Origin of the sequence: Geodermatophilus nigrescens, assembly GCF_900129495.1 — a bacterium.
Taxonomy (GTDB): Bacteria; Actinomycetota; Actinomycetes; order Mycobacteriales; family Geodermatophilaceae; genus Geodermatophilus; species Geodermatophilus nigrescens.
Genome location: NZ_FQVX01000002.1, coordinates 822,757 through 842,538 on the forward strand (window position 1 = coordinate 822,757; position 19,782 = coordinate 842,538).

The 19,782-nt window shown below is 76.0% G+C and carries 19 protein-coding genes; 2 read left to right on the top strand and 17 right to left on the bottom strand.

The features are described 5' to 3' along the window. The first annotated feature begins 21 nt into the window (after positions 1–21). On the top strand, positions 22–1,203 hold the full coding sequence (locus BUE37_RS11500; protein ID WP_073420276.1) for a glucose-6-phosphate dehydrogenase assembly protein OpcA: 1,182 nt from the start codon (positions 22–24) through the stop codon (positions 1,201–1,203). After that, entirely contained in the window at positions 1,200–2,030 is an 831-nt protein-coding gene (gene pgl / locus BUE37_RS11505; RefSeq protein WP_217651214.1) for a 6-phosphogluconolactonase, read from the top strand. Before BUE37_RS11500 ends, pgl begins: the two co-directional genes overlap by 4 nt. 44 nt (positions 2,031–2,074) lie before the next feature. On the opposite strand, the gene BUE37_RS11510 is transcribed toward pgl, so the two are convergent. The 17 genes from BUE37_RS11510 to BUE37_RS11590 all read right to left on the bottom strand — a co-directional run bounded on the left by BUE37_RS11510 (position 2,075) and on the right by BUE37_RS11590 (position 19,746). Beyond that, positions 2,075–2,416 (bottom strand): RNA polymerase-binding protein RbpA, encoded by a 342-nt coding sequence (locus BUE37_RS11510; RefSeq protein WP_073420277.1) that lies wholly within the window; start codon positions 2,414–2,416, stop codon positions 2,075–2,077. Between the two features lie 116 nt (positions 2,417–2,532). After that, positions 2,533–2,766, bottom strand: coding sequence for a preprotein translocase subunit SecG (secG, locus tag BUE37_RS11515; RefSeq protein WP_073420278.1), 234 nt, complete (start codon positions 2,764–2,766; stop codon positions 2,533–2,535). Between the two features lie 35 nt (positions 2,767–2,801). Next, entirely contained in the window at positions 2,802–4,616 is a 1,815-nt protein-coding gene (locus BUE37_RS11520; protein WP_073420279.1) for an ABC transporter substrate-binding protein, read from the bottom strand. A 35-nt stretch (positions 4,617–4,651) separates the two neighbouring features. Continuing rightward, positions 4,652–5,464, bottom strand: coding sequence for a triose-phosphate isomerase (gene tpiA / locus BUE37_RS11525; RefSeq protein ID WP_073420280.1), 813 nt, complete (start codon positions 5,462–5,464; stop codon positions 4,652–4,654). Then, the gene (locus BUE37_RS11530) at positions 5,464–6,672 is read right to left on the bottom strand and encodes a phosphoglycerate kinase (RefSeq protein WP_073420281.1); all 1,209 of its coding nucleotides are present in this window, start codon (positions 6,670–6,672) and stop codon (positions 5,464–5,466) included. The genes tpiA and BUE37_RS11530 overlap by 1 nt, the downstream gene beginning before the upstream one ends. Next, positions 6,672–7,676: a type I glyceraldehyde-3-phosphate dehydrogenase gene (gene gap / locus BUE37_RS11535; protein WP_073420282.1), complete on the bottom strand. Its 1,005-nt coding sequence runs from the start codon at positions 7,674–7,676 to the stop codon at positions 6,672–6,674. Before gap ends, BUE37_RS11530 begins: the two co-directional genes overlap by 1 nt. 118 nt (positions 7,677–7,794) lie before the next feature. After that, positions 7,795–9,465 (bottom strand): histidine kinase N-terminal 7TM domain-containing diguanylate cyclase, encoded by a 1,671-nt coding sequence (locus BUE37_RS11540; protein WP_073420283.1) that lies wholly within the window; start codon positions 9,463–9,465, stop codon positions 7,795–7,797. Between the two features lie 170 nt (positions 9,466–9,635). After that, positions 9,636–10,610 (bottom strand): DNA-binding protein WhiA, encoded by a 975-nt coding sequence (gene whiA, locus BUE37_RS11545; RefSeq protein ID WP_425432418.1) that lies wholly within the window; start codon positions 10,608–10,610, stop codon positions 9,636–9,638. A 43-nt stretch (positions 10,611–10,653) separates the two neighbouring features. Then, positions 10,654–11,688, bottom strand: coding sequence for a gluconeogenesis factor YvcK family protein (locus tag BUE37_RS11550; RefSeq protein WP_083628566.1), 1,035 nt, complete (start codon positions 11,686–11,688; stop codon positions 10,654–10,656). Next, a complete protein-coding gene (rapZ, locus tag BUE37_RS11555) occupies positions 11,688–12,671 on the bottom strand; it encodes an RNase adapter RapZ (protein ID WP_073420284.1) in 984 nt (327 codons plus the stop codon). The genes BUE37_RS11550 and rapZ overlap by 1 nt, the downstream gene beginning before the upstream one ends. Beyond that, positions 12,668–14,743 carry an excinuclease ABC subunit UvrC gene (gene uvrC, locus BUE37_RS11560; RefSeq protein WP_073420285.1) on the bottom strand — a complete coding sequence of 692 codons (2,076 nt, stop codon included), beginning with the start codon at positions 14,741–14,743 and terminating at the stop codon, positions 12,668–12,670. Before uvrC ends, rapZ begins: the two co-directional genes overlap by 4 nt. A 70-nt stretch (positions 14,744–14,813) precedes the next feature. Further along, entirely contained in the window at positions 14,814–15,722 is a 909-nt protein-coding gene (locus tag BUE37_RS11565; protein ID WP_073420286.1) for an alpha/beta fold hydrolase, read from the bottom strand. 100 nt (positions 15,723–15,822) lie between these two features. Then, the gene (locus BUE37_RS11570) at positions 15,823–16,101 is read right to left on the bottom strand and encodes a hypothetical protein (protein WP_073420287.1); all 279 of its coding nucleotides are present in this window, start codon (positions 16,099–16,101) and stop codon (positions 15,823–15,825) included. Positions 16,102–16,188: 87 nt separating this feature from the next. After that, a complete protein-coding gene (locus tag BUE37_RS11575; RefSeq protein WP_245794539.1) occupies positions 16,189–16,608 on the bottom strand; it encodes a universal stress protein in 420 nt (139 codons plus the stop codon). After that, positions 16,605–18,170: a tripartite tricarboxylate transporter permease gene (locus BUE37_RS11580; protein WP_073420288.1), complete on the bottom strand. Its 1,566-nt coding sequence runs from the start codon at positions 18,168–18,170 to the stop codon at positions 16,605–16,607. The genes BUE37_RS11575 and BUE37_RS11580 overlap by 4 nt, the downstream gene beginning before the upstream one ends. Next, positions 18,170–18,748 carry a tripartite tricarboxylate transporter TctB family protein gene (locus BUE37_RS11585; protein WP_073420289.1) on the bottom strand — a complete coding sequence of 193 codons (579 nt, stop codon included), beginning with the start codon at positions 18,746–18,748 and terminating at the stop codon, positions 18,170–18,172. Before BUE37_RS11585 ends, BUE37_RS11580 begins: the two co-directional genes overlap by 1 nt. Before the next feature lie 2 nt (positions 18,749–18,750). Then, positions 18,751–19,746 (bottom strand): Bug family tripartite tricarboxylate transporter substrate binding protein, encoded by a 996-nt coding sequence (locus BUE37_RS11590; protein WP_073420290.1) that lies wholly within the window; start codon positions 19,744–19,746, stop codon positions 18,751–18,753. Positions 19,747–19,782: the final 36 nt, after the last annotated feature.

Consider the following 19,782-nt stretch of genomic DNA (forward strand, 5'->3'; position numbering starts at 1 on the left):
CACCCGACAGGAGGGAACCCCGTGACGACCCTGTGGGACACCACCGGCTCGGCCGTGGTGAAGGAGCTGGCCGCCCAGCGGCGGACCGGCGGCGCGGTGCTCTCCGGCGTCGCGCTGACCCTGGTCGTCGTCGCCGACGAGGCCCGGGTCGCCGAGGCCGAGGAGGCCGCGGCCGGGGCGTCCGAGCAGCACCCCTGCCGGATCCTGGTCGTGGTGCGCCGGCAGATCGACGCGCCGGTCCCCCGCCTGGACGCCGAGGTGACGATCGGCGGGCGCCTGGGCCCCGGCGAGGCCGTGGTCATGCGCATGTACGGCCGGCTCGCGCTGCACGCGGAGTCGGTCGTGCTGCCGCTGCTGGCCGCCGACGCCCCGGTGGTCACCTGGTGGCACAGCGACCCGCCGTCGCGGCTGACCACCGACGCGCTCGCCGTGATCGCCGACCGGCGGATCACCGACAGCGCCTCGGCGGCCGACCAGCTCGCCGCGCTGCGCACCCGGGCGCAGGACTACGCCCCGGGTGACACCGACCTGGCCTGGACGCGCGCCACCGGCTGGCGCGCCACGCTCACCTCGGCGCTGGACTCCGTCCACGGCCGCCGCGGCGACGCCATCCGGGTGCTCGGCGGCCGGATCGAGGGCGATCCGGGCGCGGCCACCGCCCAGCTGCTGGCCGGCTGGGTCGAGTCGCGGGCGGGCGCCCGGCTGGAGGTCGTCCCGTCCGCCCGTCACTCGGGCCCGAGCGGCATCGACTCGGTGGTGCTGCAGCTCGACCAGGACGAGGAGGTGCGGGTGCACGCCGACCGCCGCGGCGGCGCGGTGATCAGCCAGCCCTACCGCTCCGACGCCACGATGGCGCTGCCCGACCGCTCGCTGGGCGACCTGCTCGGCGAGGAGCTGCGGCGCCTGGACCCCGACGAGCCCTACGCCGAGGCGCTGGAGGTCACCACCGGCGTCGGGGGGTTGGCCGGCCGCGCGTCGGTGCGCTCGCACGTCTGGGTCGACCCGGCGGAGCCGCACGGCGCCGCCGCCCCGGCCGCGCAGGTCGGCGACGGCAGCCCGCACGGCGAGGCGCCGACCGTCCCGGCCGACTCCGAGGGCGCGGACGAGGTGGCCGAGCACGGCGAGCACGACGTCCCCGACCCGACGGCGCCCGAGAGCCGGCCGGAGCAGCCCGAGGAGTCCGAGTCCGGGGCGGTCCGGTGACGCTGACCCCCGGCGACCGGATCGTCGAGCGGCTGGCGGAGACCACCGAGGGCCCGGTGCCCGACGTCGTGGTCGAACCGGACGCCGAGATGCTGGCGCGGGCCGCGGCCTCGGCGCTGGTGGCGCGGCTGGCCGCCGCCCAGGCGGTGCACGGGACGGCGTCGGTCGTGCTCACCGGCGGCGGCGTGGGCACCGCGGTGCTGCGGCACGTGGCGGAGCTGGCGCAGGAGCCCGCGCCCGGTCAGGACGTGGACTGGACCGCCGTCGACGTCTGGTGGGGCGACGAGCGCTTCGTCCCCGCCGACGACGACGAGCGCAACGAGAAGGGCGCCCGCGAGGCGCTGCTCGACCGGGTCGGCGTGCCCGCCGGCCGGGTGCACGCGATGCCCGCCTCCGACGCCGGCTTCGCCGAGCCCGAGGAGGCGGCCGAGTGGTACGCCGGGACGCTGGCCGATGCCGCCCGCGACGCCGGCGCCGACGGCCCGCTGCCGCGCTTCGACGTGCTGCTGCTGGGGATGGGCCCCGAGGGCCACGTGGCGTCGATCTTCCCCGGCGCCCCCGCCGTCGCCGATGAGCGGCCGGTGGTGGCGGTGCGCGACTGCCCGAAGCCGCCGCCGACCCGGGTGAGCCTGGGCTTCTCCGCGATCAGCACCGCCGAGGAGGTCTGGCTGCTGGTGTCCGGGGAGGGCAAGGCGGAGGCGGTGGCGCGGGCCCTGGGCGGCGCCGACCGCAGCGAGGTCCCGGCCGCGGGCGTCCGCGGGCGGCAGGCCACGCGCTGGCTGCTCGACGCCGGCGCGGCCGGGCAGCTCCCCGGAGCCGGGGAGTAGGAACGGGGGCCCGGCGCCGCCGGCGGGCGGCGCCGGGCCGGGGCTCAGGCGCCGCGGCGCGCCCGGAGCTTGGCGAGGGCCTCCTCGAGGAGGGCGTCGCCGTCGGCGTCGCTGCGCCGCTCGCGCACGTAGGCGAGGTGGGTCTTGTAGGGCTCGGTGCGCGGCGCCGGGGGCGGCGCCGCCGAGTCCTGGCCGGCGGGGAGGCCGCAGCGCGGGCAGTCCCACAGCTCGGGCACCTCGGCGTCGGCGGCGAAGGCCACCCGCGTCTCGTGGCCCTGGCTGCACCAGTAGCCGATCCGCAGTCGCGGCGCTGCCTCGCCGCGCTCGGCCTCTCCCATCGGACCCGCACCGACCCGCGTACCCCGGATCGCGTTCCCACCAGCCACGAGCGCCCCCCTCAGGACCGTGCTGCACGCGGTGCGGGACGCACCGCCCGGGCAGTCTATGGCCTCGGGGGTGTTCCCTCGATCACGATTTCGCGGCGGAGGTGGGGCCCGGGGCCTCAGACCTTGAGCAGGATCCCCAGGGTCACGATGCAGACCACCCAGATGACGCCGGTGAAGACCGTCAGGCGGTTGAGGTTCTTCTCGACCACCGAGGAGCCGGCCAGCTGGGAGGAGACGGCGCCGCCGAACATCGAGGACAGGCCGCCGCCCTTGCCCCGGTGCAGCAGGATCAGCACCACGAGCAGCACGCTGGTGAGGACCAGCAGCACGTTGAGGACGAGCTCGACCATGGCACCAGCGTAACCGGTGGCCTCCCGGCCTCCGATCAGCGCACGCCCGCGGTGGCCAGGTCGTAGCCGACGTAGGGGCGCATGACGACGGCGTTGCGCAGCCGCTGGCCCGCCAGCAGCTGCACGCGGGACTCCACGAGCGGCACGTAGGCGCCGGTGGCCCGGGCGGCCGTGGCGACGTCGCGCCAGGCGGTGGCGGCGGCCGCGGGGTCGGCCGCCGGGTCGGACGCGGCGCGGGCGGCGTCGACGGCGGCCGACAGCGCCGGGTCGGTGAGCCGCGCGTAGTTGGTGTTGCCGACCAGGCTCACCGAGCGGCCGTCGACCAGCGGCACGAGGAACGAGCCCGGCGTCGGGAAGTCGGCGGTCCAGGTGGCCAGCACGATGCCGTAGCCGTTGCGCGCCACGTTGTCGGGGCTGCCGACGTCGGTGGCGTAGAAGCTGGCCGCCGGCAGCGGGCGCACCTCGGCGGTGATGCCGACCTCGGCGAGCTGGGTCGCGACGGTCTCGGCCACCGCCACGCTGGCCTCCGCGTCGGGCACCGCGAGCACGGTGCTGAAGCCCTCGGGCTGCCCGCAGGCGGCCAGGGCCTCGCGCGCCGCGGCGACGTCGGCGCCCGGGTCCTCCTCCTCGGGGCCGGCGGGCAGCGCGGCCGGCCACAGCCGGGAGGTGCGCACCGCGCGCTCCGGGCCGCCGGCGACCTCCTGCACGGCGGTGCGGTCGATCGCGGCGGCCACCGCGGCGCGGCAGTTCGGGTCGGTCATCGGGGCGACGTCGGTGGGCAGCGCCAGCAGCCGGACGGCGCCGCTGGGGACGTCGTCGACCCGGTCGGTCAGCGGCACCTCTCCCCCGGCCCCCTCGGCGAGCCGCGCGCCGGTGGCGAGGTGGACGCCCGAGCCGGAGATGTCCAGGTCGGCGGAGCCGGCGAGCAGGGCCTGGTCGCGCTCCAGGCTCGACAGCCCGGTGCGGACCACGACGCGGTCGGGCAGCGCGGTGCGCACCTCGTCGGTGGCCGGGTCCCACTGCGGGTTGCGGTCGAGCACGATGCCGGTCTCGGCGTCGACGGTGGTGACCGCGTACGGGCCGGAGGAGACGGGGTCGGCGCCGTAGGCCGCGCCCGTGTCGTTCTCGATCGGCACCGGGCTGCTCGAGGGCAGCGCCAGGACGTAGGGGAAGTCGGGGCGGGCGGTGCGCAGCCGGAAGACGATCGTCGCGTCGTCGGGGGTCTCGATCGCGGCCAGCGAGAGCTTCGCCGGGTCCTCGTCCTGGTAGGGCCCCGCATAGGGGTTGGCCGGGTCGTCGAGCAGCTCGACGGTGTAGGTGGGCCCGCCGACGATGACGTCGGAGGCGAAGGACCGCTCGATGCCGTACTTGACGTCGCGGGAGGTGATCGCCCGGCCGTTCTCGAACCGCGCGCCCTGCCGGAGGGTGAACGTCCAGGTCAGGCCGCCGTCGGGGGTGCTGCCGAGGTCGGTGGCGAGGTCGGGCGCGAGGTCGGCGGTGGCGCCGGGCTCGGAGGAGTAGGTGACCAGCGTGCGGGCGTAGAGCCGCATGAGGTTCCACACGCCCGGCCGGTAGGAGCGCTGGGGGTCGAGGCTGTCGATCTCCCCCGCGACCACGCGCAGGGTGCCGCCGGTCTCCTCCGACGGCGAGCGCACGTCCTGCACGCCGGCGTCGGGCCCGTCACCGAGGACGGGGACGCCGGCGTCGCCGTCCCCGCCGCCGCTGCAGCTGACCGCGACGGCGACCACGAGGAGGACGACCAGCGCCAGGCCGAGGACGCGGCCGGCGGTGCCGGTGAGCCACCCCGGCAGCCGGGAGGACCGGGGCGGTCGCTGCAGCGTGCTGCCCACCCACCCCACCCCCGCTCGGCCGCCGGGGCTGCTGCTCAGCTGCTCCCGGCGGCGGTCCGACAGATCCGCGCGAACTCGTCGGCGTCGAGGCTCGCGCCTCCGACGAGTGCACCGTCGACGTCCGGCCCGGCCAGGATCCCGGCCGTGTTGGCGGCCTTCACCGACCCGCCGTAGAGGATACGGACGACGGCGGCCGTGGCCGCTCCGAAACGCCCGTCGAGGCGCGACCGGAGTGCGGCGCACACCTCCTGGGCGTCGTCGGGGGTGGCGACCTCGCCGGTCCCGATGGCCCACACGGGCTCGTACGCGACGACGACCTGCTCCACCTGCCCGGCGTCCAACCCCTCGAGGGCGGCGTCGAGCTGGGCGGTGGTGTGCGGGACGTGCTGGCCGGCGCGGCGGACGTCGAGGCCCTCCCCCACGCACAGGATCGGCGTGAGGCCGTGCCGCAGCGCGGCCCGCACCTTGGCGGCCACCGTGGCGTCGTCCTCGCCGTGCAGCGCGCGCCGCTCGGAGTGGCCGACGACGACGAAGCCGCAGGCCAGCGCGGCGAGCATCGCGCCGCTGACCTCGCCGGTGTAGGCGCCGGAGTCGTTCGCCGAGAGGTCCTGCGCGCCGTAGCCGATCGCGAGCTGGTCGCCGTTGACCAGCGTCTGCACGCTGCGCAGCGCGGTGAACGGCGGGAGCACGACGACCTCGGCGGCGTCGAGCTCCTGCTCGGTGAGGCTGAAGACGAGCTTCTGCACCAGGCCGATGGCCTCCAGGTGCGTCATGTGCATCTTCCAGTTGCCCGCGATGAGCGGGCGGCGGCCCTCCCGGCGCGGGGCCGGCTGCTGCCATCGCGCCATCAGCCCTCGCCCCGGTCGGCGAGCACCGTGAGGCCCGGGAGCTCCCGGCCCTCGAGGTACTCCAGGGACGCGCCGCCGCCGGTGCTGATGTGCCCGTAGGCGGACTCGTCGAGGCCGAGCTGCCGGACGGCGGCCGCGGAGTCCCCGCCGCCGACCACCGACAGCCCGTCGACGGCGGCCACGGCCTCGGCGACGCCGCGGGTGCCGGCCTGGAACGGCGCCAGCTCGAACACGCCCATCGGGCCGTTCCAGAACACCGTGCGCGCGTCGGCGAGCTCGCGGCCGAACGCCTCGACGGTGCGCGGGCCGACGTCGAGGCCCATCCGGTCGCCGGGGATGGCGTCCACCTCGACGACGGAGGTCTCGGCGTCGGCGCTGAACGCGCTGGCCGCGACGACGTCGACGGGCAGCACGATGCGCTCGCCCGCCTCGGCGAGCAGCCGGCGGCAGGTGTCGACCTGGTCGGCCTCCAGCAGCGAGGTGCCGACGCCGTGGCCCTGCGCGGCGAGGAAGGTGAAGCACATCCCGCCGCCGACGAGCAGCCGGTCGACCTTCGGCAGCAGCGCCTCGATGACCGCGAGCTTGTCGCTGACCTTGGAGCCGCCGAGCACGACCACGTAGGGCCGCTCGGGGTCGGTGGTCAGCCGGGTGAGCACCTCGAGCTCGGCGGCGACCAGCCGGCCGGCCACGTGCGGCAGCCGCAGCGCGACGTCGTACACCGACGCGTGCTTCCGGTGCACCGCGCCGAACGCGTCGTCGACGTAGACGTCGGCCAGCGCGGCGAGCCGGTCGGCCAGCGCGCCGCGCTCGGCGTCGTCCTTGCTCGTCTCGGCGGCCTCGAAGCGCACGTTCTCCAGCAGGAGGACGTCGCCGTCGCCGAGGGCACCGGCCCGCGCGACGGCGTCGTCGCCGGCGACGTCGGCGGCCAGCGGGACCTCGGCGCCGAGCAGCTCGCCGAGCCGCGCGGCGACCGGGGCCAGCGAGTACTGCGGGTCGGGCGCGCCCTTGGGCCGGCCGAGGTGCGCCGCGACGACGACGCGGGCGCCGGCCTCGCGCAGCGCCTGCAGCGTCGGCAGGCTGGCCCGGATGCGCCCGTCGTCGGTGATCGCCCGGGTCTGCTTGTCGAGGGGCACGTTCAGGTCGGCGCGCACGAGCACGCGCCGACCCGAGACCCCCTCGGCGAGCAGGTCGTCGAGGGAGCGTGCCATCAGAGGGAGCGGCCCACGAGCTCGACGGAGTCGACCAGGCGGTTGGAGTAGCCCCACTCGTTGTCGTACCAGCCGAGCACCTTGGCCATCGGGCCGAAGACCTTGGTCAGCTGGCTGTCGTAGATGCAGCTGGCCGGGTCGGTGACGATGTCGGAGGAGACGATCGGCGCGTCGGTGTACTTGAGGATGCCGGCGAGCGGGCCCGCGGCGGCCTCCCGGTAGGCGGCGTCGATCTCGTCGGCCGGCACCTCGCGGGACAGCTGCACGGTGAGGTCGGTGGCCGAGCCGGTGGGCACCGGGACGCGGACGGCGTAACCGTCGAGCTTGCCCTTGAGCTCCGGCAGCACCAGGCCGATGGCCTTCGCCGCGCCGGTGCTGGTGGGCACCATGTTGAGGGCGGCGGCGCGGGCGCGGCGCAGGTCCTTGTGCGGGCCGTCCTGCAGGTTCTGGTCGGCGGTGTAGGCGTGGATCGTGGTCATCAGGCCGCGCTCGATGCCGAAGCTGTCGTTGAGCACCTTGGCCAGCGGCGCGAGGCAGTTCGTGGTGCAGGACGCGTTGCTGATGATCGTCTGGCTGCCGTCGTACTTGTCGTGGTTGACGCCCATGACGATGGTCAGGTCGTCGCCGGTGGCCGGCGCCGAGATGACGACCTTCTTGGCCCCGCCCGCGTCGACGTGCTTGCGGGCGTCGTCGGCCTTGGTGAAGAAGCCGGTGGACTCGACGACGACGTCGACGCCCAGGTCGCCCCACGGCAGGTTGGCCGGGTCGCGCTCGGACAGCACCTTCATGGTGCTGCCACCGATCTTGATGCCCTCGCCGTCGGCGGCGACGTCCTCGCCGAGGACGCCCAGGATGCTGTCGTACTTGAGGAGGTGGGCGAGGACCTCGTTGCTGGTCAGGTCGTTGACCGCCACGATCTCGATGTCCTTGCCGCTGGCCGCGGCCGCCCGCCAGAAGTTGCGGCCGATCCGGCCGAACCCGTTGATCCCCACCCGTACCGTCACTGCTGACCTCCACGGATCCGCGGTGCCGTCCGGCACCGTCGCGTGCGTCGGCCGCGCGGCGCGCGGCTCCGTCGGCGACGACCCTATCGGCCACGGCACGCGGGTGTCCGGACGAGTCTCAGCCTCCGGGAACGAGCTGCGCCCCGCCGTCCGCGGGTGACGCCGGCGCGGGGACGAACGCGGCGGGGCCGGCGGCGACGACGCGGTCGCGGCCGGTGGCCTTGGCCGTGTAGAGCGCGCGGTCGGCGGCCTCGAGCAGGGTGGCCGCGCTCGCGCCGTCGGCGGGGCAGACGGCGACGCCGATGCTGACGGTGACCGTGACCGGCCCGCCGTCGACGTCGTGCGGGGTGGCGGCCACGGTGCGGCGGATCCGCTCGGCGCGGGCCAGCGCCTGCTCCCGGCCGGCGCCGGGCAGCACGAGCACGAACTCCTCGCCGCCGAGCCGGGCGGCGGTGTCGCCCTCGCGGACGGCGCCGGCGAGCGTGCCGGCGACGGCGGTGAGCACGGCGTCGCCCGCGGCGTGGCCGAGGCGGTCGTTGACCCGCTTGAAGTGGTCGACGTCGACGACCAGGACCGACAGCTCGCCGGTGCGCGGACGGGCGGCGAGGCCCGCGCCGAGCGCACGGTCGAGGTGGCGGCGGTTGTGCAGGCCGGTGAGCGGGTCGCGGACGGCCTCCTCGGCGAGCTCGGCGCGCAGCCGCTCGATGACCTCCACCTGCTCGGCGAGCTGCCGGTTGAGCCGCTCGACGGCGGCCTGGCGCTCCTGCTGCTCGCTGACGTCGCGGACGACGAGGATGCGGCCGAGCGGCCGCCCCCGCGGGTCGCTGACGGCGGAGTCGCGGACGTCGAGCCACACGCCCGGCCGGACCTCGGCGACGCGGTGGCCGTCGCGGCGCTCGGTGCTGAGCAGCACCCCGACCGCCCGGGGGCCGGCGACGTCGTGGAGGGGCCGGCCGACCAGCTCGCCCTCGAGCTCGGGCCGCAGCTCGTGCAGCATCCGGTCGGCGGCCGGGTTGACGTCGATGAGCAGGCCGGCGGGGTCGACCACGAGCACGGCGTCGGGGACGGTGTCGACGACCTGGTCACGGGCGACGGGCACCAGGCGGAGCAGGCCGCCGCGGAAGATGGCCCAGCAGTCGACCAGCCCGGTGAGCAGGAAGAACAGCGGGGTGAGGTCGCTGCCGGCCCCGTCGAGCTGCGAGCCGACCGACACCACGTTGCCCACGGTGGAGAGCACCGCCGAACCGAGCAGGACGGCGACCTGCCGCCGCAGGACCCCGGTGACGCGGCGGAAGCAGCGGACCAGGTGCGTGTAGGCGACGGCGACGAGGACGTAGGAGTAGGCGGTGTGGGCCAGGAACAGCGGCCCGAAGGTCACCCGGGACTCCCGGGCGCCGTCGGCCGCGCTCAGGTCGGCCATCACCAGGTCCCGGGTGGCCGGCAGCGCGGCGGCCACGACGAGGATCAGCGGCTCGACCGCGAGCAGCAGCGCCGTCCGGCGGGCCGGGCGCCAGGACGGGTCGGCGACGGTCCGGGCCAGCACCCAGGTGCCGACGACGACCAGCCCGACGGAGGCGAGCAGGACCGGCGGGTAGAGGCGGTGCACGGTCTCGGTGCCGAGCGTGTAGACCAGCGCGTCGGCGGCGGACCAGGCGGCGACGCCGGTCATGGTGGCCGCGAGCGCGGTCGCCGCGGGGGTGCGCCGCCGCCGGCGCCAGGCCAGCACCGCGGTGCCGACGGCGACCAGCGTGGCGCAGCCGAAGACGACGGCCCAGCTCCCCGCGGTCATGCCGCCTCCGCTCCCGTACCGGGCACGCCGGGGACGGCGGCCTCTCCCCCGCGCATCGGCGGCAGCGGGCGTGGCCTGCAGCGGGGCGGGCGGGGCCTCACCCCCGGGAGTGACGACGGGGCGCCCCCCGCCGCGGCGGAGGGCGCCCCGTCGGGACGTGCGGGCTCGCGTTACTGGGCGAGCATGTCGTCGGTGACGACCGACTCCGTGTCGGGGATGCCGAGGTCCTTGGCCCGCTTGTCGGCCATCGCCAGGAGACGCCTTATGCGCCCGGCAACGGCGTCCTTGGTCATCGGCGGGTCGGCCCGCTGGCCGAGCTCCTCCAGCGAGGCCTGGCCGTGCTCGAGCCTCAGCCGGCCGGCGACCAGCAGGTGCTCGGGGGCGTCGCCGGCGAGGATCTCCATCGCCCGCTCGACCCGCGCGCTGGCCGCGACCGCCGCCCGCGCCGAGCGGCGCAGGTTGGCGTCGTCGAAGTTGGCCAGCCGGTTGGCGGTGGCGCGGACCTCGCGCCGCATCCGCCGCTCCTCCCAGGCCAGCACCGCGTCGTGGGCGCCCATGCGGGTGAGCAGCGCGCTGATCGCGTCGCCGTCGCGGACGACCACGCGGTCGGCCCCGCGCACCTCGCGGGCCTTGGCGGCGATGCCGAGCCGGCGGGCGGCGCCGACCAGCGCCATCGCGGCCTCCGGGCCCGGGCAGGTGACCTCGAGCGAGGACGAGCGGCCCGGCTCGGTGAGCGAGCCGTGCGCCAGGAACGCGCCGCGCCAGGCGGCCTCGGCGTCGTTGATGCTGCCCGACACCACCGACGGCGGCAGGCCGCGCACCGGCCGGCCGCGCTGGTCGACCAGCCCGGTCTGGCGGGCCAGGCCCTCGCCGTGCTTGGCGATGCGGACCAGGTACCGCACCCCGCGGCGGATGTTGCCGCCGGCGAGCACGCTGACCCCGCTGGTGTAGCCGTACACCTCGCTGATGTCGCGGCGCAGCCGGCGGGCGACCGAGCCGGTGTCCAGCTCCGCCTCGATCACCACCCGGCCGCCCACGATGTGCAGCCCCCCGGAGAAGCGCAGCAGCGCCGTGACCTCGGCCTTGCGCTCGGAGGTGCGTGTGCACTCCACCCGCGACAGCTCGTCCTTGACCATGGCCGTCATCGCCACGACGACCACCCCCTCTGCTGCGGCGCCATGCTCGGCGTCACCTCTCCCCCTCGAACGGTCCGGGTCCATCCGGTCCCGGCGCACCGGCCGGGACCCCTACCCCGTCCCCCGCGACGACCACCGGGGCCAGCGCTGCCGCCAGCCGCGCGGGGTCGTGGCGGGGTGCGCCACCGTGCTCGGCGACCGGGGCCAGCACGAGCTCGGCGCCGCACGCGCGCGCCGCAGACAGGAGACCACAGCGGTCAACCACTGAGTCAACATCCGCGATCACGGTGTGCAGCGCCACTCCGCCGAGATGCGCCTGCAGCACGCGCAGGTGCTCCTCCGGCGAGAAGCCGTCGGTCTCCCCCGGCTGCGGCTCCAGGTTGAGCACGACCACCACCCGGGCGCTGCTGGCCGCCAGCGCGGCGCGCAGCCGCGGCACGAGCAGGTGCGGCAGCACCGAGGTGTACCAGGAGCCGGGGCCCAGCGACACGACGTCGGCCGCGGCGATGGCGGCGAGCACGTCGGGGTGCACCGGCGGGTCGGACGGGGAGACGAGGATGTCGCGCACCCGGCCCGGCGTGCCGGCGATCGCCACCTGGCCGCGGATCGTGCGGGTGCGCGCGGGGTCGTCGGGGTCGACGGTCTCCACCCGGGCGACGAGGTCGAGCGGCACGTCGGCCATCGGCAGCACCCGGCCGCGGGCGCCGAGCAGCTCGCAGACGGTGTCGAGGGCGCGCACGGTGTCGCCGCCGTGGAGCTCGACCAGCCCGGTGAGCACGAGGTTGCCCACGGGGTGCCCGGCGAGCACGCCGGTGCCGCCGAGGCGGTGCTGCAGCAGCCGGGCCATCTCGGCGCGGTCGTCGTCGGCCAGCGCCGCGAGCGCCATGCGCAGGTCGCCGGGCGGCAGCACGGGCATCTCGCGGCGGATCCGGCCGGACGAGCCGCCGTCGTCGGCGACGGTGACCACGGCCGTCAGCTCGGGGGTGATCCGGCGCCAGGCGGCGAGCGCCGCCGCGAGGCCGTGGCCGCCGCCGAAGGCGACGACCCTCGGGCCGCCGGACCCGGGCGCCGTGCTGTCCCCCGCCACTACTCGCGGCCCAGGTCGCGGTGGCGCGCGACCGCGTCGATGCCGTCGGCGGCCAGCCGGCGGGCGAACTCCTCGGCGATGGCGACGCTGCGGTGCTTGCCGCCGGTGCAGCCGACCGCCAGCGTCAGGTAGCGCTTGCCCTCGCGCCGGTAGCCGGGGATGAGCAGCCGCAGCACCTCGGTGTAGCGGTCGAGGAACGGCCCGGCGTCGGACTGGCCGAGCACGTAGTCGCGCACGTCGGGGTCCTGGCCGGTGTGCGGGCGCAGCTCGGGCAGCCAGTGCGGGTTGGGCAGGAACCGGGCGTCGACGACGAGGTCGGCGTCCAGCGGCAGGCCGTACTTGAAGCCGAAGCTCAGCACGGTCGCCGTCAGCGGCGGGGTGCGGCCCTCGCGGGCGAAGGCGTTCTCCAGCGTCGCCCGCAACTGGTGCACGTTGAGGTCGCTGGTGTCGACCCACAGGTCGGCCTCTCCGGCGATGCCCGCGACCAGCGCCCGCTCGGCGGTGATGCCGTCGAGGATCCGGCCCGAGCCCTGCAGCGGGTGCTCGCGCCGGTTGGACTCGTAGCGCCGCACGAGCACCTCGTCGCGGGCGTGCACGTACACCACGCGCGGCCGGTGTCCGGCCTCGGCGAGCACCCGGATGGCCTCCAGCAGGTCGCTGGAGAAGGCCCGGCTGCGGACGTCGACGACGGCGGCGAACCGGCGGACGTCGCCGCGCGCACCGAGCTCGACCATCGGCAGCAGCAGCGCCGGCGGCAGGTTGTCGACGACGTACCAGCCGAGGTCCTCCAGCACCCGCCCGGCGCTGTTCTTGCCGGCGCCGGACAGGCCGGTGACGACGACGACCTCGACGGGCGGTGTCTCGGTGCTGGCGGCGTCGAGGCCGGCGGGGACGTCGGCCTGCGGGCCGGCCTGGCCCTCGCGCGGGGCCGTCTCGCCGGTCGGCGCCGGGACGTCCGGTCCGGTCGGCTGCTGCTCGCTCACGAGGCGACCCGGCCGACCTCGGCGGTGGCGCCGGCCCCGGGGCCGGGCGTGCCCCGATCGGCCGGGCCGGCGGGCGCCGTGGTGCTCTCCACGACCACCTCGGCCGGCGCGGCGTCCGCCCCGGCGTCGTCGGCCGCGGCGTCGTCGGCGGTCTTCCCCCCGGCGGGCTCGGCCACCGCCGCCAGCACCGCCTCGGCGGTGCGCCGGCCGATGCCGGGCACGGCCACGAGCTCGTCGACCGTGGCCGCGCGCAGCCGCTTGAGCGACCCGAACTGCTTCATCAGCGCCTTCCGCCGCGTCTCCCCGAGACCCGGGACGTCGTCCAACAGCGAGACCAGCATGCTGACGGACCGCTTCTGCCGGTGGTAGGTGATCGCGAACCGGTGGGCCTCGTCGCGCACCCGCTGCAGCAGGTACAGCGCCTCGGAGGTGCGCGGCAGGATCACCGGGTCCGACTCGCCGGGCAGCCACACCTCCTCCATGCGCTTGGCCAGCCCGCACACGGCGACGTCGACGATGCCGAGCTCGTCCAGCGACCGGGCCGCGGCGGCCACCTGCGGGGCGCCGCCGTCGACGACGAGCAGGTTCGGCGGGTAGGCGAACCGGCGGGGCCGGCCCTCCTCGGCGGCGACGCCCTGCTCGTCGCGGCGGTCGGCCTCCTCCTCCAGGTGCCGGGCGAAGCGGCGGCGGACGACCTCGGCCATGGCCGCGGTGTCGTCGGTGCCGTGCTTGACGGAGAACCGCCGGTAGTCGGACTTCTTCGCCAGCCCGTCCTCGAACACCACCATCGAGGCGACGACGTTGGTCTGCTGCACGTGGCTGACGTCGATGCACTCGATGCGCAGCGGCGCCTCGGGCAGCTCGAGCGCCTCCTGCAGCTCCGAGAGCGCGAGGGACCGGGCGGTGAGGTCGCTGGAGCGCTTCACCCGGTGCCGGGCGAAGGCCTCCTTGGCGTTGCGCTCGACGGTCTCCAGCAGGCTGCGCTTGTCGCCGCGCTGCGGCACCCGCAGCGACACCCGAGAGCCGCGGAGCTCGGTGAGCAACTCCTCGTAGACGTCGGCGTCGTCGGGCAGCTCGGGGACGAGCACCTCCCGGGGCACCGTCTCGCCGCCCTCGGTGACCCCCGTCTGCTCGTCGACGCCGCCGTAGACCTGCAGGAGGAACTGCTCCACCAGCTCGCCGGTGGTGACCTCCTCGACCTTGTCGATGATCCAGCCGCGCTGCCCGCGCACCCGGCCGCCGCGGACGTGGAAGACCTGGACGGCGGCCTCGAGCTCGTCCTGCGCGAAGGCGACGACGTCGGCGTCGGTGCCGTCGCCGAGGACGACGGCCTGCTTCTCCAGGGCCCGCCTGAGCGCGCCGAGGTCGTCGCGCAGCCGGGCGGCCCGCTCGTACTCCATCGCCTCGGCGGCCTCGGCCATCTCGCGCTCGAGGCGCTTGACCATGAGGTCGGTGCGGCCGGCCATGAAGTCGCAGAAGTCGTCGACGATCGCGCGGTGCTCCTCGGCGCTGACCCGGCCCACGCAGGGGGCGGCGCACTTGCCGATGTAGCCGAGCAGGCAGGGCCGGCCGATCTGCCCGGCGCGCTTGAAGACGCCGTTGGAGCAGGTGCGGGCGGGGAAGACGCGGGTGAGCGTGTCGAGGGTCTCGCGGATGGCCCAGGCGTGGGCGTAGGGGCCGAAGTAGCGGACGCCCTTCTTCTTCGGCCCGCGCATCACCTGCAGCCGCGGGTACTCCTCGTTCAGCGTCACGGCCAGCGACGGGTAGCTCTTGTCGTCGCGGTAGCGGACGTTGAAGCGGGGGTCGAACTCCTTGATCCAGTTGTACTCGAGCTGGAGGGCCTCGACCTCGGTGCCGACGACGGTCCACTCCACGCCGGCCGCCGTCGTGACCATCTGCCGGGTGCGCGGGTGCAGCCCGGCGACGTCGGCGAAGTAGCTGTTCAGCCGCTGCCGCAGGCTCTTGGCCTTGCCGACGTAGATGACCCGCCCGTTGGGGTCGCGGAACTTGTAGACCCCCGGGCTCTCCGGGATCGAGCCGACCGCCGGTCGGTAGGTGGACGGGTCGGGCACACCTCCACACTAGGTGGACACGCCGACGGTCTGCCGGGGAACTCCACCGGTGTGATTCGGCTCCTCCCGCTCAGGCCAGGCGCGCCTCGAGCCAGGCGAGCAGGTCGGCGGTCACCTCGTCCCGGTTGGTCTCGTTGAACACCTCGTGGCGGGCGTCGGGGTAGACGCGCAGGTCCACGTCGTGCCCGCGGCCGCGCACGAGGTCGGCGAGCGCGGCCACCTGGGCGGCGTCCTCCCCGCCCACCGGGTCGCGCTGCCCGGCCAGCAGCAGCACCGGCAGCCCGTCGGGCAGCCCGGCGACGGCCTCCTCGCTGGCCACGCGCGCGGCCAGCGCGAACATCTCCGCGCCGTAGGCGTACGTGGGCGGGACGTCGTCGCCGCAGAGCGGGTCGGCCAGGTAGGCGTCCACCTCGGCGGGGTCGCGGGACAGCCAGTCGTACGGCGTGCGGGCGGGCTCGAACGGCGCGTTGAAGGCGGTCAGGGCGTCCATCGGCTGCTCCCCCGACCCGGCGGCGACGGCGGCCCGCAGCTGCTCGGCGGCGGCGGCGAAGTGGGGCGCGACGCCGATCGGCCCGGAGAGCACGAGCCCGTCGAGGACGTCGCCGTCGCGCTCGGCGGAGGCCAGCGCGACGACCGAGCCGAGCGAGTGGCCGAGCAGGAACCGCGGGACGCCGGGGTGGTCGGCGGCCAGCCGGGCACCGAGGTCGCGGACGTCGTCGAGGACGGCGTCGCTGCCCGCGCCGGGACCGAAGCCGCCCGGGCCGGTGGAGGCGGCGGTGAGCCCGTGGCCGCGCTGGTCGAGCGCGCCGACGGCGATGCCGCGGGCGGTGAGCGCGGCGGCGAGCCGCGCGTAGCGGCCGGCGTGCTCGGACAGGCCGTGGACGACCTGCAGCACGGCGCGGACCTCGCCGTCGGGGGTCCAGCGGCGCTCGGCGAGGCGGACGCCGTCGGCTGCCTCGGTGTAGGTGGGTGCGGTCACGGGCGCAGCCTGCCGCCCGGCCCGGCCGGGCGCCAGGCGGGACGGTCGGACGGGGGCGGTCAGGCGGGGGCGGTCAGGCGGAGGCGGCCGGGCAGGAGGCTCAGCCGACGGGGCGTGACCGGTGCAGCGCGGGCAGGTGCACGGCGGCGACGGCGCGCTGGCCCAGGCGGACGACGCGGGCGGCGAGCGCCACGGCCGCCATCACCCCGACGCCGCCGGCCACGAACGCCACGACCCCGGGCACCGACCCGCCGGTGACGGCGAGGGTGCCGAGGGTGACCAGGCCGACGAGCACGAGCGTGGAGGTCATGCCGTGCCCGGACCGGGGCTGGCCGCAGTGCGCGAGGTCGGGGTCGCAGTCGGGCGTGAGCGCGCTCATGGGCGTCTCCCTCGTCGAGGCACCGCCACGCCGGTCCGACGGCGTGACGTCCGTCACACGGACGATACGGCCCGGGGCCGGTTCCGCTCAAGTGGTGGTCGCGGGCGGTCCCTTCACGGCGAGGACCGGGCACTCGACGGTGAGCAGGATCCGCTGCGCCGCGCTGCCCATCAGCAGCTTCCCGACGGCGCTGCGCCGGCGCAGGCCGATGACCAGCACCTCCGCGGCGGTCTCGGCGACGGCGTCGGCCAGCTCCTCGGCGACGTCGCGGCCGACCGGCTGGCGCAGCTCGAAGGGGACGCCGGAGACGGTGAGCTCGTCGTGCAGCCGGCGCAGCGGGTCGCCCTGCAGGTACTCCTCGTCGACGAGGGCGTCGCCGCGGCTGCTGTTGACCACCACCAGCCGCGCGCCGCGCCGCTCGGCCTCCGCGAGGGCGTGCTCGAGCGCGGCGCGCCCGCGCGGGGTGGGGACGTGCCCCACCACGACCACCGGCTGCTGCTGGGTCACCGCTCCTCCTCACCGGGGCCCGCGCCGACGCTCTCGCGGTGCCGCAGCCCCTCCCCCGCCTGGACCTCCTCCGGCGTGGCCCGCCGGCCGCGGACCGCGCGGAGCACGATCGGCACGACGAGGGCCGCCAGGGCCAGGCCGAGCACGATCCGGCTGAACCAGGTGTCGAGCAGCACACCGAGGTCGCCGCTGCTGATGGCCAGCGCGCGACGCAGGTTGGTCTCGGCGACCGGGCCGAGGATGAGCCCGACGATCGCCGGCGCCACCGGCCACCCGTAGCGGCGCATGGCGAAGCCGAGCAGGCCGAGCACCAGCAGCAGCACCAGGTCCAGCGGGTCGGCGTTGACCGCGTAGCAGCCGAGCGAGGCGAACAGCAGGATCCCGGCGTAGAGGTAGGGCCGCGGGACGCGCAGCACCTGCACCCACACGCGGGCCAGCGGCAGGTTGAGGACCAGCAGCATGAGGTTGCCGACGAGCAGCGCCGCGATGAGCGTCCAGACCAGGGTGGACTCGGTGGACAGCAGCGTCGGCCCGGGCTGGATGCCGTAGCTCTGGAACGCGACCAGGATGATCGCCGCGGTGGCCGAGGTGGGCAGGCCGAGGGTGAGCAGCGGCACCAGCACGCCCGCGGCGGCGGCGTTGTTGGCCGCCTCGGGCCCGGCGACGCCCTCGATGGCGCCGCGGCCGAACTCCTCGGGGTGCTTGGTGAGCTTCCGCTCGGTGGCGTAGGAGAGGAACGTCGGGATCTCCGCCCCACCGGCGGGCAGCGCGCCCAGCGGGAAGCCCAGCGCCGTCCCGCGCAGCCACGGGCCCACCGAGCGGCGCAGGTCGCGGCGGGTGAACCAGGGCCCGGAGGCGGCCATCACCTGCACCGGGCCCCGGCGCAGCCGGGACGCGACGTACAGCGCCTCCCCCACGGCGAACAGCGCGACGGCGACCACGACGACGTCGATGCCGTCGGACAGCTGCGGGATGCCGAGGGTGAACCGCTCCTGCCCGGTGAGCACGTCGGTGCCGACGAGGCCGAGGTACAGGCCGACGCCGAGGGAGGCCAGCCCGCGCAGCGGCGACGAGCCGAGCACGGTGGCCACGGCGACGAACGCCAGCACGGTGAGGGCGAAGTAGTCGGCGGCGGTGATGCCGATGACCAGGTCGACGACGGTCGGCGCGACGAGGGCCAGCAGCAGCGTGGCGATCGTGCCGGCGACGAACGAGCCGAGCGCGGCGGTGGCCAGCGCGGCGGCCCCGCGGCCGGACTTGGCCATCGCGTTGCCCTCGAGCGCGGTCATGATCGAGCTCGACTCGCCGGGGGTGTTGAGCAGGATCGACGTCGTCGACCCGCCGTACATGCCGCCGTAGTAGATGCCGGCGAACAGGATCAGCGCCGCCGTGGGCTCCAGCGCGTAGGTGATCGGCAGCAGCAGCGCGACGGTCATGGCCGGGCCGATGCCGGGGAGCACGCCGACCGCCGTGCCGAGCAGCACCCCGAGCAGCGCGAAGAGCAGGTTGACCGGGGCGAGGGCGTCGGCGAGACCGCCGGCCAGGTCGCCGAGGGCGCCCATCAGAACCAGTCCGTCGCGAGCTCGAGCAGGATCCCGCCGGGCAGCGCGACGTCGAGCGCCTTGACGAACACCAGCCAGACGACGACCGACAGCACGCCGCCGGTGAGCAGCGGCCGGACGACGCCGCGGGCCCCGAGCGCCCAGGCCACCAGCGCGAACATCAGCGTGACCGCCAGCGGCCAGCCGACGACGTTGATGAGCAGCGCGTGGGCGAGGAAGCCGACGACGACGACGCCCACGTTCGCCCACGACGTCGGGGCGTCGGGGTCGATGTCCTCGCTCTCGTCGGAGGGCCCCCGGTCGCCGCGCAGCACCCGGAACCCGAGCGCGAGCGCGGTGGCCAGCACGACGCCGCCGACGAGGTAAGGGAAGAAGCGCGGGCCGATGGTGTTCGCGGAGCCCGGGACGGCGATGTTCGCGGCGTCGAGCAGCAGGTAGACGCCCAGCGCCCCCAGCAGCACCACCATGGCCAGCTCGCCGCGGCTGATCCCCGTGCGCGGCCGCGGCGGGTGCCGGTGCTCGGCCGCGGCGTGCGACCCGGTGGCGTCGGTGGTCGAGACGTCCGGGTCGGGCGACACACTCACTGGACCAGCCCGATCTCCCGCAGGATCGCCAGCACCCGCTGCTCCTCCTCGGCGAGGAACTCGCCGTACTCGTCGCCGGTCAGCAGCAGGTCGTCCCAGCCGTTGTCCTCCAGCGCCTGCGCCCACTCCTCGGTGTCGTGGGTGTCCTGGACGAGGGCGATCAGGTCCTCGCGGGCGCCCGCGGACATCCCGGGCCGGGCCATGAGGCCGCGCCAGTTGTCGACCTCGACGTCGAAGCCGGACTCGACCAGCGTGGGGACGTCGGGCACCTGCTGGGAGCGCTCCGCCGTCGACACGGCGAGGCCGACGAGGTCGCCGGTGCGCACCTGCTCGCCGTAGTCGGCGGTGCCGGAGATGCCGGCGGCGACCTGCCCGCCGAGCAGGGCCGCCAGGGACTCGCCGCCGCCGGAGTAGGCGATGTAGTTGACCTGGGCGGGGTCGATGCCGGCCGCCTGCGCGAGCAGGCCGGCGAGGATCTGGTCGGTGCCGCCGGCCGAGCCGCCGGCGATCGGGGTGCCCGCCGGGTCGGCCGCCCAGGCCTCCACGAAGCCCTGGATGTCGGTGTAGGGCGCGTCCGGCGGCGCCACGATCAGCTCGGTCTCGCCGATCAGCCGGGCGATCGGGGTGACGTCGGTCAGGCGGGTGGCGGAGTCGTTGGTGTCGACGGCGCCCACCATGACCAGGCCCATCATCATGAGCAGCGCGTCGTCGGTCTCCCGCGACAGCTGGCCGAGGCCGATCGTGCCGCCGGCGCCCTCGACGTTGAACACCTGCACGTTGCGGGCCAGGCCGCTGCTCTGGATCACCCGCTGCAGCACGCGGGCGGTCGTGTCCCAGCCGCCGCCCGGGCTCGCCGGCGCCATCACCCGCAGCCGGGACAGGTCGCCGGGCTGCACCACCGTGCCGGCGCAGCCGCCGAGGGCCCCGGCGGCGGCCGCCAGCGCCGGCGCGGCCACCGCCCCGGCGAGGAACGACCTCCGGCTCAGCGGCACGGGCGGCCTCCCCTCGGGGCGGTGGCGGCGGTCACA